This window comes from Sporocytophaga myxococcoides, assembly GCF_000775915.1.
Lineage (GTDB): Bacteria > Bacteroidota > Bacteroidia > Cytophagales > Cytophagaceae > Sporocytophaga > Sporocytophaga myxococcoides_A.
In genome coordinates this window covers 425,613-442,938 of record NZ_BBLT01000004.1, presented here as the reverse complement: position 1 = coordinate 442,938, position 17,326 = coordinate 425,613, and the positions used below count along the sequence as shown (strand labels likewise).

The following is a 17,326-nucleotide window of genomic DNA, read 5'->3' as shown; positions in this document are numbered from 1 at the left end:
GGGCAGATATATTACCTGCCCTTTTTAAATTAATGTTTAATAAATTTAAGTGTTGCTGTTTTTGAATCCTTGGAAATGAGTTGCATAAAGTAAAGTCCGGGTTCAAGATCTGAAACATTTACAGATAAATCTTTTCCTTTGCTATCAGAGTTTATAATTGTTTCTCTCATTGACTTACTCATGCTATTGTATATCTTAATAGCATAGTTTTGCTCTATTTTATCTTTGAAGCTAATGTTGATGATATCTCTAGTCGGATTTGGATAAGCAATTATATTTGAAGGAGAAGAAGAATTATTCCAATTGATTGATGAAATAATTGCTGGCTTCACCTCTATGTAATCCCATGTCGCATTGAAAGTTTCATTGGCGTTTCTGGATGTAGAGATAATGCCTACAGCTAATGTGGTATCTGATTTTTGTATTGCGCCTCTCGTTCTTCCGGAAGTTGTGATTGGGGCAAAGCTATAGGAAGATTTTGCAATTTCGTACATTGGATAAACTACAGCGTTTTCAGGATCTATATAAAATTTGAATATAATTGGTCCTGTTGGAATAGTTGAACTAGGTAGTTCGTTTTGGACTATTGTTGCCTTGCCATTCACTTCTGTTACGAGAGCTATTCCTCCTTTACCGCCGTTAGAGTTAATAACAAGTTTGATATAGTTGTCCTGGTCACCATTTCCGATGTAAATCCCCTGGGATTGATCATCTTTAGGAGTTGTAGCATTAAAGTAGCTTGGAAGAATGGCGGCTGAAACCATGTATGTTCCAGAAAACTTATCGACATTTATTCCAAATTGAAATGCGTTCATCTGGGTGTTGATATCTTCAAAAGCATCCCCAGGTGTTACAGCTTCAAGGGTAAGCGCTCCTGCTGCTCCTCCTGCAACCATATTGTATGGATCGTACATATTAAGGTAATCTGTTTTGTAATTTGACATAAGTCCTGTAAATCCAAGACCAAAGAAGCCCGTTCCAGGATCATAGTTAAACAAAGCATAGTGTGTTGGAATGGTAGTAGAAGCGCCATTGTCTCTGTCTCTTACATAAAGATCTACAATATCTTTAATTCCATCATTATCATCATCATCATCTAAAAAATCACCTATTAAGTCACCATCAAAGTCAGTTGGTTTATCAGCGCCATTGCATGGATCTGTACCGCTTTTGGTTTCCTCATCATTAGAGTATCCGTCCTCATCATCATCATTAGGGGAGTTGGGCCCACTATTACATTCGATTTCTGCTCCAGGTTCAAAGATATCTATTCTGCTTTTGCCCCAGCTTGCTATCCAAATAGTTCCTTCAAATATTTCACCATCTGCCTGGGCAGTAATATCAAGAGGTTTAGCATCTCCGATAGACCATCCTTTCTCCATATTGACCCTGTTGGGCATTTGCTTATTGCGAACAGCTATTGGGTCATCGGTCATCTTTATTCTGAATATATCTCCTTCGTATCCAACAGCTAATATATCTCCATACATGCCATTACCTGAATAAAGATATTCACACATTCCATTTGTAGATTGTTCAAAGTATATAAGCGATTTGTCCTCGGTTGTTCCTGCATTATAATAATCAGCTTCTCTTGGATCTTTCATACTTTCTGGAACAGGAGGCCAGTCAACTGGAAGATCTGATTTATTAATTCTCCATTTGCTTCCATGTATTGAATCGTGTGTGAATAAACCTGCTCCTGAAGGATTAGCTCTGATAGGTGTTGGGTGCCCTGCATAAAAGTCCCCAGGTTTGTAGGTGTTAATATTACCTATATATTCCATACCATCAAAATTGTTAACTGTAAGAGAACCTGGTTCCCCTTCAGGGTAATTGTTCGTAACAGTTCCGTTTTCTTTTACAGGATATCCTCCCCAGTTCCTGTTAGGTCCGTTATCTATGCTATAGACTCTGCCACTTCTTGAGGGGTGTTTCGTAATTACAATATCATACGGATTTCGAAAACCTCCTGCATAAATTTGGACAGGTCCCCCTGGAATTATCTTTGCCTGGTTGAGCCCGTCATTCCCTCCCCAGGGATCATTAATATCACTGCCATCAGAATTATTAGGTCTGGTGGGATCATCTAAAGTTGGAATGTCATACTTATAAGGGTTTTTTTCAGTAGGATCTATCTTTGTTGGCATATCCTCAATTGCTGTAAGATCTATAACAAGTATGGCAGCACCCAGAGCATATTCTGTAATGTATGTCCATAAAGCTGAAGGTGCTCCTGCATTTGTTCCTCCCCCCTGACAAACTAAAAGTCTGTTTCCATGTTTTACTAATCCGTTTGTTGCATGGTTTTCTTCTGATCTTGGAAGACCTCTTACTAGATCTATCTTTGTCCACTTACCGTTTTCTTTAAATAATTTTGAAATGACACCTGAGTTAGTACAAAGATTAACATCTCCGAAGCTACCAGCTCCAATGCGAGGATCACTGGATGTTATATAAATGATTGGGTTACTGGGATTGCCGTCCACTAATAATCCCGTTACTTGTCTTTTCTTAGCAGGATAAGGAGTTCCATCGTCATTGTGATTAGGAATATCTCTGACTAATGTTAGAGTTTCAGTGCTTATAGCTGTATAGTTATTGGGACCATTGCGTTGTATAGTTACAATTTTTATCTGTCCATCCTGTTGCGCTATATATAATTTCCCATCTGGACCAAATTGAAGAGATGTTGGGTTAGCCAGACTAACATTTTTCAGATGGCTCATTGTGAAGTTTTGACCAAACACATTGATCAGACTAATCATGGGGAATGTCAAAATAAGTAATACTATTCTTAAAAAGCTGTGCAGATTTTTCATAATGTAGGTATTATTGAACATAAAAAATAACTGTATACCGATGTCAGCTGTTCATTGACATAGGTCAGTTTTGAGGGATAAGTTAATAAGAGAACCTCCAATGTGAAGGAAGAGAGTACTTTGTAAAAAAAAATAAAGATGAGATTTTTTGAAAAATCTCATCTTTGTCTAAGTTCTTTAGTTACTTTTAATAAATTTAACAGTTGCTGATTGTTCCTGGCCTTCAGTAATTACTTGAATATAATAGATGCCATTTGGGAAATTTTCTACTTTAATTTTATGATCATCGTTTCCAGGTACATATTCAACTTGGCTTTCATCAATTAGCTGACACAAGCTGTTAAAGATCTTTAGAGTATATTTTTGTGATGTTTCTTCATTAATATTCATATTAACGAAATCATTTGAAGGGTTTGGATACAAGTTTATATTTTTGGATTTAGCTCCATTGTGCCAGAAGTTTATAGATGTGATGCTTCCTGGCGTGACTTCTATATAATCCCAGGTAGCGCTGAATCTACTGCCAGATCCTCTGGATGTTGCAATGAGGCCGACTGCTAAAGCTGTTTCTTCATTCTGTATAGTAGTTGCAACTTTCCCTGTCGCCTGAATTGGATCAAAGCTATACATTGCCTCCTCTATTTTATATTTAGGATAAATTGTTCCTGTTTCAGGGTCAATGGTAAGGTAGAAGACGATGTTGGTTTTAGGAATATCTCCTGGCAAGGGGTTTTGAATACTGGTAGTTACACCATCTGTTTCAGTCATCAATTCAATTCCTCCTGCACCTCCATTGGCATTTAAAGAAAGTTTAATGTAATTGTCCTGATCTCCTGTTCCTATAAACATTCCATGGGATTGATAATTTTGTGGTGTTGTGGAGCTAAAGTAGTTAGGCAATATTCCTGTTTTGACAGTGAAGACACCGGTATTTTTGTTAGTATTGATACCAACCTGAAAAGCATATTGCTGATTGTTATTAGTTTGATACGCATCTCCATCTGGAACTTCTTCAACAGTAATTGCTCCGATTGCTCCACCTGCAATAATATTATCATTATTGTAAAGGTCTTGATAATCGCTGGTTCCATTGCTCATTAATCCTGTTAATCCAACACCAAAGAAGCCTGTACCAGGATCTGCATTTGTAAGATTAAAGATTTTGGGAATATTGTTTTGTAATCCATTTTGATTATCCAATGGAAAGAAATCTTTGTTGTCCGGAATACCATCATTATCATCATCAATATCCCATTTATCGCTTATCATATCTTTGTCATTGTCTGGTGGAGAATCGGCAGGATTGCAAGGGTCTGTCTGGTTATCATTTTCTTCTTGATTTGAATATCCATCGTTATCGTCATCGGCAGTAGGGGAGGTATTGCTGCATATGATAGTAGCGGGCTCAAATACTTTTATCAGATTTGCTGAATATACAGCAACCCATATAGTACCTTCAAAGGCCTCTCCATCTCCTTGTGAGGTTACATCCAGTGCTTTCCCTTCGAGCGCACTTCCTAAAGGGTTATCTAAGTTTAATCTATTGGCATCTTTATTGTTGAGAACAGCATCTCCTGTCTCATTGAGTTTTATTCTATAGAGATTTCCGTCAAAGCCAGCAGCAAGAATATCACCATAAAGTGGATTGCCTGAGTATCTGTACTCACATATTCCATTTGTTGAATTTTTGAAGTACAGAAGCGATTTGTCAGCGGCGGTTCCAGCTTTTTTATATTCACTTTGTTTTGGATCTGCAACAGGCACGGGAGGCCAGTCCTGGGGTAAAGGTAGAGTTGCGCTGTTTTTATCATAACGCCAGCCTTTCCCTGAGGGAGAATCTGTATAGAGTCCTGCGCTTTCTGGGTTTGCTCTTATAGGATTTGGATGCCCACCATAAAAAGATCCAGGAATATAATCGTCCATATCACCAATGAGTTCAAGTCCGTCAAAGTTCCCGACATCCTGAGATCCTGGTTCTGATGATGAATATTTGTTTGAAGATTTTCCATCATCACCATTAATTGGAGTTCCCCCCCAGTTTTTGTTTGGACCATTGTCTATGGTGAAAATTTTTCCAGCTTTGGATGGATGCTTTAATATTAAAACATCATATGGATTTCGAAAGCCTGAAGCAAATACTTGAACAGGGCCGCCTGTCACTATTTTAGCCTGGTTTAATCCGTCATTCCCTCCCCATGGATCATTTTGATCAGATCCATCAGGGTTATTTGGTCTGGTGGGATCATCCAGTGTAGGCATATCATATTTATACGGGTGCTTTCCTGTTGGATCTTGCTTGTCAGGAAGGTTTTCAACTACATTTAGATCAACAGAAAGGACAGCAGCAGAAAGGGCATACTCACATAAGTAAGCAAATACATTTGAGGGGGAACCTGCATTTGTCTGGCCTCCTACGGCTATTAGCATTGTTTTTTTTCCATTCCCTTCAAATAAGTATAGACCATTGCAGGAATGTGTTTCTTCTGATTTGGGAAGCCCTCTGACCAGGTCTGTTTTTGTCCATTTATTTCCTACTTTCGTTAATTTGGATAATACTCCGGAATTGGTACAGAGATCCAGATCACCATTGCTGGCTCCTCCAATTCTGAAGTCACTTGAGGTAGCATATAGTACAGGATTTTCAGCTGTCCCTGCAACAGCTATACCTGTCAGAAGTCTCTTAGATGAATTCTGAATTAATAAACTTCCATCATCACTATGATTTGGTATTTCTTTTACAAGGGTAATTGTTTCGGATCCAGTTACCGTATAGTTATTTGCTGAAGTCCGGTTGATGGTCAATACTTTTATAGCTCCATCCTGTTGTCCAACATACAATTTACCATCTGGTCCGAATTGAAGAGATGTAGGCGTAATAACTCCTGCGTTCTGAAGAGTGCTTGAAGTAAAACTCTGACTAAAGACAAAAGTTTTGTTTAGAACGAGGAACAGAAGAACAATTAAGATTTTTTTCGAAAATGGGTATAAGGTTTTCATGTCAGATAACTATGAATTTCAGTAGTAAACTGCTGTACCTTACCAGTGTTTAAGTAATAAAAAATGTATAGGGAGATAAAATAATTAATTATTCTATCTCCCTATACATTTGAACTGGTTATGGAATCTAATCTCTTAAAATCTTTATTGACATTTTTTCAGAGGGTTTTTCCGATACAATATTTACAATATAAAAGCCCTTGGGTAGTTCACTAAAGTCTATACGCTGACTGTTATTTCCATGTATAACTTTATTGCCGGTGCTGTTTATTATTTCCCAATATAGGCTTTTCCTGTTTTGACTATCAATCAGATTGAGGTAATCTTTTACTGGGTTAGGATAAATAGTTATTCCTGTTAATTTATTCTTAATCGATGCAATATTTCCAGGCTTTTCTCCATAAACCCTTATTGTTGCAGGATTATTACTCCCGGAATGGTTAATGTCTATGTAAGCTGATTTTAATCCTGCACCTCTGGGGGAAAAGCATAAATCCAAAGGGAGATTACTAAAAGGTTTAATAGTATAAGGAAATATCTGGTTCGTAGCAAAGCAGAAATCAGGAGCGTTTCCTCTTACAGATATTTCTTTGATCTGTATATTTTGTGATGTTGAATTTGAAAGGTTGACTGTTATTGTTTTCTCAGATGCAAGATAATCAAGCTTTCCAAAGTTTATAGAATCTGGGATTGTTAATGTTATTTGTTCTCCTGTTGAGGAAAGGTGATAAATTTCCTGATTTGAAAGCTCTGTACTTCCACTTCCCCCATTGGCTTTACTTCCCGATGCAATATAAATTTTGTTATTGTAAGCAATTGCCTGAGTCGCATGTCTCCCGTTATCCAGAGGGGCAAGGGTTCTCCAGGTTTGGGTAGTAAGATTAAGAGCTTCGGTTTTGTTGAAAGCCAGATTATTTACTGTACCGGGTCCTTCTCCTCCAATAACCAATAAGTCATCGCCCAATATTACTGAAGAGCATCCTCCTCTTGGAGTTGGTATATTATTGGGCCAGCTTTCCCAGGTCTGACTTGAAAAGTCAAATACATCTATTGCTGCAACTGTAAGGTTGTTGGTTTGTCCGGTAGCTACAGAAGTTCGTCTCCCTCCTGCAAGGTAAATTTTTCCATTATGTACAACAGCCTGAAAGTGATCTCTGGCATTTGGGGCATCAGGCAAAATTTTCCATTCATTGGTTTGCGGGTTGTATTCGTCGAACCAAGGTACATAATCACTATTATGCCCATTAATTAGTCCTCCAGCAATGTAGAATTTTCCTCCGTATACAACTACCCCGGCCGATCCTCTTCGTCTTTCAACTGGAATAATAGGTCCTTCAGACCAATTGTCAATAGTGGGATCATATATATATATCCTGTCTACAGGTACTTCAGAAGGATAATTTCCTGTGAATGCATTTATAATATAAATTTTATGATCGTAGGCTACAGCTTGAAAATGGTGTATTTCCAATGCTTTTGATGGAGCATCCGGGGAAGGAGGCAAGGTTGTTCCTTTTGCCCAGTCTTTAATTATAGGATCATAAATGTTCACATATTTATCGATCCCTAATCTTCTTCCTCCAATAAGATAAAATTTACCATCGCATTCAACATAACTACATTCATGTCTGTGTATTAGATCGGGATCTTCGGATTCTGTCTCCCAATAGCCCGTGTCCTGGCAAAATGAATTACAGCAGAATAAGAGTATGTAAATGCTAAAAAAGAAATATAAATTAATTTTCATTTCAATGAATTAAATTTTATATAAAAATGTTCTCTTTCCTGATTGTTAGGAATAAATTAAAACTCTGACTACTTAAAGCTCTTTGTATTTATGATATTTTAAATTGTCAGACTAATCAAAATTTTTTTGCTTTTTCTTCCTCTATATTTATTTCTCCCTTTGCAGTAAAGTAAATTCCTATTCTTGATATTTCGGTTTTTGCTCTATTATATAGTGCTTTTCCTATGGAACCATCATCCATTAACCTTCTGTCGCTCGTCCAAACCCGTGCAAGGGGAGATTCAACCAAATGGAGATCTCCTTTTTTAGTAAGACACATGGCCATCCAGCCGTCTTCACTTCTTTTAGTTATCTTACGGTTAAGCTGATGATAGAAACCTCCGACATCAAGAGCATCGGCTTTACGATAGGCAAAATTAAAGCCCATAACATTTACACATTCCCTTTGCATTCTTTTTAGTGCGAAAAAAGCATTAGCAGCGGTTTCGTATAATGCTAATGTTAATCTGTTATTCTCTTCGCCGGGAATAAATGAATATGTTCCATAACTACATGAAATAGCAGAATTGTGAAGGGGTTCAATAATTGTGTCCAACCACTCAACAGGATAAATAGAATCTGCATCAGCATTGGCGATGATTTGGGCTTTTGCTGCCTCAAGCCCTCCTTGTCTTGCATAGCTGATTCCTTGGTCTTTGACGAAGACAGATCGTACACCACATCTGTCTAATATTTCCTGTGTCCTGTCTTTAGAATTATTGTTTGCTACAATCAATTCAGTACGATAGCTGGTTTTTAATTCTGAAATTGATGACAGTGTTCTCAGGATATTTTTCTCTTCATTATATGCCGGAATTACAATAGTTACTTCCGGATCATCTTGTTGGAACCTTTTTAACTTTTCTTTGATTTTATCTACTATCTGAAGGGAATATAGATCATTCTCTTTAAACTGTATATTATTATGCCTGTACACCCAAGCAGGCATGCTAAATCTTGACATATCTATTTTATGAATTTTAATAAAATAAAAGGAAAATTAAATCTTCCATTAAAAATAGAACTGATTGAGAAGTGATAGTGTTTACACATGAACAAATATAAAAGGCTATCAACCCAGTAATAAATTAAAAACCAGCCTATAGGAATAAACTCTACTTTTTATGGAAGTCCCGGATATAATTAAACAGTCAACAATTGGGCTTCATAAATAAATCTCTAATATCTAACTAAATAAAATTTCAAATGAGACGATCCAGTATTTTGATGGCATTGTGTGCCATAGGTATTTCTTTTGCCTCTTGTAAAAAGGAACATGACATTGAAAATGTTAAGCCTTCTATGGCTGTCGGAGACAGCGCAGGAGTTGAAGGATATGCTTGTACCTATACCATAAAGGCTAATCAACCTATTGTAGATGGAAGTACGCTTAATATTCCAGCAGGAAGTGTAGTTTGTATAGAAGCAGGTACCAGAGGGCCACTGGTGCTTAAGAATTTTACCGGTCAGCCCGGAAAGCCAATTACTTTTGTAAACGGAAATGGAAAAGTAACAATACAATGTTCTCCCAGCAATGGATATGGACTAAAACTGGCCAATTGTAAATATGTAAAAGTTGCCGGCAATGGCTCTTCTGATCAGTACGGAATTCATGTAACCGGATCTCATATAGGAGTTAGCTTTGAGGCATTGTCTACAAATTGGGAAATTTCCAATGTGGAAATAAGTAAGATAGGATTTGCAGGCTTAATGGGAAAAACTGATCCTTCATGTGATCCAGCTACATGGAGAGGAAATTTTACAATGAGAGATGTATCTGCTCATGATAACTACGTTCACGATGTAACCGGGGAAGGTTTCTATATTGGAAACTCATTCTATGAAGGTGGAAGAAGCCTGTCATGTGGAAATATTTCTCCGCATAGCATAGAGGGAGTTAAAATCTATAATAACAGAGTATTAAACAGCGGTTGTGAAGGTATTCAGGTCGGATGTGCTATCAAGGGTTGTGAAATTTACAACAACTCTATAGAAAACTTTGGTAAAGACCCTTTCGCTGCAAACCAAAACAATGGTCTTCAAATAGGAGAAGGAACAGGCGGTTTGTGCTATAATAACATTATTAAAAACGGTCCTGGTAATGGTATTATCTGCCTTGGTTATGGTGACAATGTTGTTTATAATAATTTAATTATAAATGCAGGATCATTTGGTATCTTCTCTGATTCAAGATTTACACCAGGCCAGTTTTTCAAATTAGCTAATAATACTATTGTTAACAGTGGGAAAGATGGTATAATGGTTTATTCTGAAAAAATTCCGATGAACTATGTTGTAAATAACATTATTGCCGCGCCTAAAAATGGTAAGTTTATTTCAACGAGAAGTGGTAATGTAAAACTAACATCTTCCAATAACCTTAATGCTGCTACTATGGCTGAAGTTAAATTCGTAAATCCTTCAGGTAATGATTACAGAATAGCTTCTGGTTCTCCTGCCATTGATAAAGGGATGAATACAAGCTCTTATGGCATTACTTCTGATTTTGGCGGAGGAAGAAGACCAAGCGGCGTGGCATATGATATCGGAGCATTTGAAGGAAGCAGTTCTTCGCTTTCAAATATTACTTCTGGTTCTGCAGGTGCACCTGCTAGTTCAACCGGCACAGCTCAGATTACCAGCTTAACTCTTGTAAATGCAACTACAGGAAAAGATATCATGACAATATCCAATGGTGCAAAAATTAGCTTTAGTGCACTCGGTACGAATAAAATAAATGTTCGTGCAAATACATCGGCAGAAACTAAAAGTGTGATTTTTAAATATGATGGGGTGAATGTTAGAACTGAAAACGGTGTGCCATTTAGCATGTATGGAGATGCAGGAGTTGGTAATTATAATCCATGGACACCTGCATTGGGAGTACATACTATCACAACGGTTCCATATACTAAAGAAGGAGCTTCAGGTACAGCAGGTCCTTTATACACAGTATCAATTAATGTAGTAAGCTGATACATACATAAATTGTAGTCATTATGAGGTGTTCGGAAGCCTCTATATCAGAGGTTTCCGGATATTTCATTAAAAATACATGGCAAAATATAATTTACATATTATTTTAAAGTTTTTAAGGAGTATGAAATGGAGCTCTCAACATAAAGGCAATATGATATTTGATACTCCGTTTCTTAACTAAACAAAGCAAAGCTGTAAAGCAAAATTTGTCAAAATTATTTCCAATAAATCTCAAGTACCTATAAGTTAGACCTCTACTTTTTATCGTGCTTAAGGCAGTTAAATTCTGCGCAGAAACAATAAGCAATTTCGCCCGTGCTGGAAAAGCACCTTATTAAACAATCGATTGGCCTTTAATTGCGGTAAAATCCAAACAAATCTTTTGTACTCTTAACAAAAACACATTAAAAATGAGAAGATCTAGTATTTTGATGGCCTTATGTGTCATGGGTATTTCTATTACCTCTTGTAAAAAAGAACATGAAGTCACCAAAAATAATGCAGCTGAAAGTAGTTTAGCTGCTGCTGAGGGATATTCATGCGTCTATACAATTAAAACAAGTCAAACAGTAGTTGACGGAAGTACGCTTAATCTTCCTGCGGGAAGCGTTGTATGTATCGAAGCTGGTACCAGAGGTCCGCTTTGGTTGAAAAATTTTCAAGGCCAGGCTGGCAAACCAATTACCTTTGTAAACTCAAATGGTAAAGTGACTATCAGTGCATCCAGCAGCAACGGCTATGGTTTGAAATTTTCAAATTGTAAATATGTGAAATTGGCTGGTAATGGATCGAATGATCAGTATGGAATCCACGTAAAAGGTTCGCATATCGGTGTTACTTTTGAAAGCTTGTCTACCAACTGGGAGGTTTCTAATGTAGAAATCAGCAACATTGGCTTTGCAGGCTTAATGGGTAAGACAGATCCAACTTGTGATCCGGCTACATGGAATGGAAACTTTACGATGAGAGATATTTCTATTCATGATAACTATGTTCACGATGTTACTGGTGAAGGTTTTTATATTGGTAACTCATTCTACGCTTCAGGTAGAAACCTTTCGTGTGGAACTATCACGCCTCACACTGTAGAAGGGCTTCGTCTATTCAAAAACAAAGTTGTTAATACCGGCTGCGAAGGGATTCAGGTTGGTTGCGCAACAAAAGGTTGTGAGATCTTTGATAACACGATTGAAAATTATGGTAGAGATCCATTTGCAGCCCACCAGAATAATGGTCTTCAGTTAGGTGAAGGTACCGGTGGAAAATGTTATAATAATATTATCAAAAATGGTCCGGGTAACGGTATTATATGCCTTGGATATGGTGATAATGTAGTGTATAACAATTTAATACTCAATGCAGGTGCATATGGTGTATATGCCGATACCAGGTATACTCCAGGACAAGCATTCAGCTTCATCAACAACACAATTATCAATAGTGGATCTGATGGTTTCATGATAGCTGCTGGAAAAATACCGATGAATAATGTTATCAATAACATTATCGTAAATCCTAAAACGGGCAAGTTTATCAATTCCAGAAACAGTGCCAAAGTAACAGACAAAAACAACTATACAACAATGAACGTTGCTGATGTTAAGTTTGTGAATGCTTCTGGCGGAGATTATCGCCTAGCTGCAGGTTCTCCTGCCATCGACAAAGGTGCTGACGTTTCTTCTTTCGGTGTTACTTATGATTTCTCAAGCACAGCAAGACCTACAGGTAATGGATATGATATCGGAGCATACGAAGGTACTTCTTCAGGAACTTCTGTAAATCCAAATCCAGGTACTGGTGGTGGTACGACACCAACACCAACTCCAACACCAACACCAGGAGGAACAAAAGTAACTAGCATTACCCTTGTTAACGCTGATACTGACAAAGATATCATGACTTTATCTAATGGTGCAGTAATTGATTATTCTAAAATAGGTACAAAGAATATCAATGTCAGAGCTAATGTAGCATCAGGATTTGCAGGAAGCGTGCAGTTTAAATTAAACGGTGCAGTTGTTAATACTGAAAGCTACGCTCCTATAACTATGTTTGGTGATGAAGGCGCTGATTATAAGCCAGGTACCTTTGCTGCAGGAAGTCACAAGTTAGCTGTAACAGATTACGCAAGTGCAAATGCACAGGGATCAGTAGGAGGAACTACTGAGATTTCTTTCACTGTAACAAACGGAGCGACTACCACTCCGACTCCCGGAGCAACTAAAGTAACGAGCGTTACTCTTGTTAATGCTGACACTGATAAAGATATCATGACCTTGACAAATGGCGCAGTTATTGACTATTCTAAAATAGGTACAAAGAATATCAATGTCAGAGCTAATGTGGCTTCAGGATTTGCAGGAAGCGTGCAGTTTAAATTGGATGGTGCTGTTGTTAATACAGAAAGCTATGCTCCTATAACAATGTTTGGAGATGCAGGAAGTGATTATAAGCCTGGCACATTTGCAGAGGGAAGTCGTAAATTATCCGTAACTGATTATTCTGACGCTAATGCACAAGGAACTGTTGGTGGAACTACTGAGATATCTTTCACTGTAACAAATGGAGCAGTAACAACTCCAACACCTTCGACTGGTAATACTGTTGTTAGTTTCACTCTAGTCAATTCTGAAACAAATAGAGATATAGCAACGATTACTAATGGAGCTACCATCAGCCTTTCTGCTCTTAAAGCAAACAAAATCAATATAAGGGCAAATACAGGTGCCGAAGTAAAAAGTGTTGCTTTCAAAATGGATGGCAAAGCAGGCAGAATCGAAAGCGAAGCTCCGTTTGCTATAGGAGGTGATAATAATGGAAATTATGGATCTTATTACCTTGCCTTTGGAAATCACACTGTATCCGCAACTCCTTATACCCAGGCGGGAACTAAAGGAACTGCAGGGACTACGTTATCAGTGAACTTTAATCTAGTAAAATAATCATCTTAAAAAGTTAAACTTAAATACCCGGCCTTGCCGGGTATTTTTTTTATTAATATTTTTAAACAAATGTTTTTATATTTCTTTTTTATCTAAAAGCTTAATTAATGATTATCAGATTATTTCTTCCCTTAACCTTCTTATTCTTTTTTTTGAATTTTAATTTTGAGGAGCCCTCATGTCAATGCGATTTTAGAATATTGCCTGAAACTGAGCAAATTAACGGATTGAAAACTTTTATAAAGCCAGGAGACGTTGTTTGTATTATGGCTGGAAAGAGGAAAAATCTTCAACTTATTAATATTGAGGGTGATTCGCTAAATCCTGTAAAGGTCATTAATTGTGGAGGAAGAGTCGAGATTTCTAATCTGGTATTGGGTTATGGAATAAAATTAGACAACTGTCATTACATAAAACTTACAGGGACGGGAGATGAAAACTTCGAATATGGTTTTTTAATTGACTCCACCAAAAAAGGAGCTAGTGGTATCATGGTGGGTAAAGGGAGTTCAGATTTTGAAATCGACCATATGGAAATAAGGAATAGTGGCTTTGCCGGTATTATGGCTAAAACAGACCCTGAATGTGATGGTAATTACAATAGAGGCACCTTTGTTCAAAAAAACGTATCTATTCATCATAACTACATTCATCATGTTAAAGGTGAAGCACTTTATGTTGGCAACTCTTTTTATAGTGGGTGGAATGGAAATAAGAAATGTCCCGATACATTGCTCTATCCACATGAATTGAAAAATGTAAAAATTTTTAACAATAAGATTTCGAATACGCAATGGGATGGTTTGCAACTGGGATGTGCTGTAAGCAATGCAGAAATCTTTAATAACAGTATCGATAGTTTTGGTCTCGCTAATATAGGTTCTCAGAGAAACGGCATTCAGGTAGGGCTTGGCACTACAGGGCTTGTATATAACAACAGAGTGTCAAACGGAATGGGCAATGGTATTATTGTTCTTGGGATAGGAGATAATATTATTTATAACAACCTTATTTCAAACTGCGGTGAGTTTGGTATCTTTTGTGACAATAGAGAAGTAAGGGATTCTTCCAAAATAATTTTAGTTAACAATTCTATTTTAAATCCGAAAAAGCAGGGAATTAAAATGTCTAATGAATTAACAGATAACTATATTCTTAATAATGTAATAGTAAGGACAGGAGAGCCTGGCGATAAGAAAGATTATTACATATCCTTCGGAGATAAGGCTGAAGCCAAAACAGAAGGAAACTTCACTTCAAATAAAAAATCGTTACTTAAACCTTTGCTTCAGAGTGCTTTTGTTTCTGAGGTCGCTCAAAAAGGGAGGCGGCAGGATGTTTTTTCTGTAGATGAAGATATAAACGGGAAAGCCAGAAGAAAATCCGGATCGCCAGATCCTGGTTGTACTGAATTCTGATTTTTGGTAAAATAAAAGTTTTTCGTATCCCCTGTTTGTAAGGGTTTACAAGAATTTTAAAAACAAATAAAGTGAAGTTGAGATTTTTTAAATATGGAAAAGCTCAACAGCATTTTATCATATTTATTTAACGCAGTATTTTTTTTGTTTGCCTGTTCAGGCTTTTGTTATGGTGCATCCGGATGTAACTGCGACTTTATAATTGAAGAAAATATTCTTTATGTAGATGGGAATACTTTGAAAATTACTCCCGGATCTACAGTCTGCATCAAATCATCTGTAAAAAAATATTTAGGGTTTGCTAATATACATGGGACTGCAGATAATCCGGTAATAATTATTAATTGTGGAGGAAAAGTAACTGTCAAAAATAATGACTGGTATTATGGTATCAGGATAAATAACTGCTCACATTTCAGACTTACAGGTACTGGGGAATCTAAGTTAACTTATGGTTTTGCTGTAATGCAAACAGGCGAGCAGATTCCAGGTGTCTCCATTGGAATGATGTCAACGGATATGGAAATTGATCATATTGAAATCGCAAATACTGGCTTTGCGGGCATACTGGCTAAGACAGATCCGGATTGCAGCGGTATTCCTAATAGAGGCAATTTCGTTCAGAAAAATACTTTTATTCACAATAATTATATTCATAATACGAAAGGCGAAGGTGTTTATCTCGGTTTCCCTCATTACAGGGGTGTCTTTAAAGATTGCAATGGGGCTTCTGTAAGGGTTTTTCCGCATGACCTTATAGGGGTGAGAGTTTATAATAATCTTCTCGAAAATATAGGCAGAGAAGGTATACAAGTAGGATGTGCAACAAGCGATGTTAAGATTTACTCCAACAAGATTGAAAATTACGGAAGAAACAATGATAAATATCAATCCGCAGGAGTACATCTCAGTACAGGTACTACTGGAGAGTTGTTTAACAATATGGTAGCTGATGGCAGCGGACCTGGCTTATGGCTTAATGGAGCAGGTGATAATTTTGTATATAATAATGTCTTTACCGGAATAGCTAAAAACGGGGACATGGCAATTTTGCTGGAAGACAGCATGGTCACTCCAGGTAAAGGTTATCATCTCATTAATAACACAATTCTTTCAGAAGCCTCTTCAGGTGTTGTCCTGAATAATAATTTCAATAGTTCAGGAAATGAGTTTATCAATAACATTCTTGTAACAACAAGAGGAAATAATTTTTTCAGTGTCGCAAATCCTGATTCATGGAGGGAAGTTGCCAATATAAGTGCTGAGAATACGGAGGAGCTTTATCTGGATGGTTTCATGCTATCTGATAAATCTCCCATGATTGATACTGGAATAGAGGTTCCGGGCATGCCTGTTCCTGATGATTATGTGGGGAATAAAAGACCTAGGGGAAATGGAATAGATATAGGTGCAATAGAGTCTCCTTATGCCAAGGAAGTGGATGATTTTTCGGTTTATCCATCACCTTTTGCGGGAGAGGCTAAGATAGTGTTTTTCCTTAAGGAAGATAGCGAAGTTAGTCTTGGACTTTATGATGCAAGGGGAGTGTTGGTTAAGGAAATTATACCTGCTAAGAAAATGTATTCAATGTCTTATAATTATTCAATAAGTGATACGGATCTCAGTTCAGGCGTTTATTTCTGCAGGTTGCAGAGAGGTAAAAAGTTTAAAGCTAAAAAAGTAGTAGTGCAGAAGTAAGTAATAATTTTATTGATAATTTTAAATATGAAAACAATTGACGCATTTATAAAAAGAATAAAATCTGATCCTGTACTTAAGAAGATTATCCATAGATTGCTTATTCCTAAAAATCAGGCAAGGCCAAGATTCTGGGTAAAATGGCTGATTAATCCTTTAGTGCATAAAAAAGGATCAGGAAGTATTATTCGTCCAATAACGAGAATGGATGTAGTTCCTTTTAATCCGTTTGTCATGGGGAAAAATTCTACTATAGAAGATTTTTCTACAGTCAATAATGGAATGGGACCTGTAGTGATTGGTGACCATGTAAGGGTTGGCATGTCAAATGTTATCATTGGACCAGTGAGTATTGGAAATTATGTTATCCTTGCTCAGAATATTGTTGTATCTGGTTTAAATCATGGGTATGAAGATATCTCTACACCTATTTGTTTGCAGAAATGTTCCGTTGCGGATATCATAATAGAAGATGAAGTATGGATTGGTGCAAATTCCGTTATTACCGCAGGTATTAAAATAGGCAAACACTCTGTTGTCGCAGGAGGCAGTGTGGTTACTAAAGATGTACCTCCATATTCTATCGTTGCAGGTAATCCTGCTAAAATTATTAAACAATATGATTTTGGAACACAGAAATGGGAAAGGGTTAAAGAACTCGTGAAGCAAAACGGAGTTAACTAA

Annotated in this window: 9 protein-coding genes; 5 read left to right on the top strand and 4 right to left on the bottom strand. The window is 37.0% G+C overall.

Annotated elements, in window-relative coordinates:
* Window positions 1-29: 29 nt before the first annotated feature.
* From MYP_RS12030 to MYP_RS12015, 4 genes are all read right to left on the bottom strand, one after another.
* A complete protein-coding gene (locus MYP_RS12030) occupies window positions 30-2,822 on the bottom strand; it encodes a T9SS type A sorting domain-containing protein (protein WP_052430135.1) in 2,793 nt (930 codons plus the stop codon).
* Between the two features lie 177 nt (window positions 2,823-2,999).
* A complete protein-coding gene (locus MYP_RS12025) occupies window positions 3,000-5,819 on the bottom strand; it encodes a T9SS type A sorting domain-containing protein (protein ID WP_052430134.1) in 2,820 nt (939 codons plus the stop codon).
* 127 nt (window positions 5,820-5,946) lie between these two features.
* Entirely contained in the window at window positions 5,947-7,566 is a 1,620-nt protein-coding gene (locus MYP_RS25015) for a Kelch repeat-containing protein (protein ID WP_052430133.1), read from the bottom strand.
* Between the two features lie 115 nt (window positions 7,567-7,681).
* A complete protein-coding gene (locus MYP_RS12015) occupies window positions 7,682-8,569 on the bottom strand; it encodes a glycosyltransferase family 2 protein (protein WP_052430132.1) in 888 nt (295 codons plus the stop codon).
* A gap of 242 nt (window positions 8,570-8,811) precedes the next feature.
* On the opposite strand from MYP_RS12015, the gene MYP_RS12010 reads away from it, so the two are divergent.
* The 5 genes from MYP_RS12010 (at window position 8,812) to MYP_RS11990 (ending at window position 17,326) form a co-directional block, all read left to right on the top strand.
* A complete protein-coding gene (locus MYP_RS12010; RefSeq protein ID WP_081990495.1) occupies window positions 8,812-10,581 on the top strand; it encodes a right-handed parallel beta-helix repeat-containing protein in 1,770 nt (589 codons plus the stop codon).
* 413 nt (window positions 10,582-10,994) lie between these two features.
* The gene (locus tag MYP_RS12005) at window positions 10,995-13,526 is read left to right on the top strand and encodes a right-handed parallel beta-helix repeat-containing protein (RefSeq protein ID WP_081990494.1); all 2,532 of its coding nucleotides are present in this window, start codon (window positions 10,995-10,997) and stop codon (window positions 13,524-13,526) included.
* 227 nt (window positions 13,527-13,753) lie between these two features.
* Entirely contained in the window at window positions 13,754-14,944 is a 1,191-nt protein-coding gene (locus tag MYP_RS12000) for a right-handed parallel beta-helix repeat-containing protein (protein WP_197060068.1), read from the top strand.
* Between the two features lie 93 nt (window positions 14,945-15,037).
* Window positions 15,038-16,642 carry a T9SS type A sorting domain-containing protein gene (locus tag MYP_RS11995; protein WP_045463490.1) on the top strand — a complete coding sequence of 535 codons (1,605 nt, stop codon included), beginning with the start codon at window positions 15,038-15,040 and terminating at the stop codon, window positions 16,640-16,642.
* Window positions 16,643-16,669: 27 nt separating this feature from the next.
* Window positions 16,670-17,326 carry an acyltransferase gene (locus MYP_RS11990; RefSeq protein WP_045463487.1) on the top strand — a complete coding sequence of 219 codons (657 nt, stop codon included), beginning with the start codon at window positions 16,670-16,672 and terminating at the stop codon, window positions 17,324-17,326.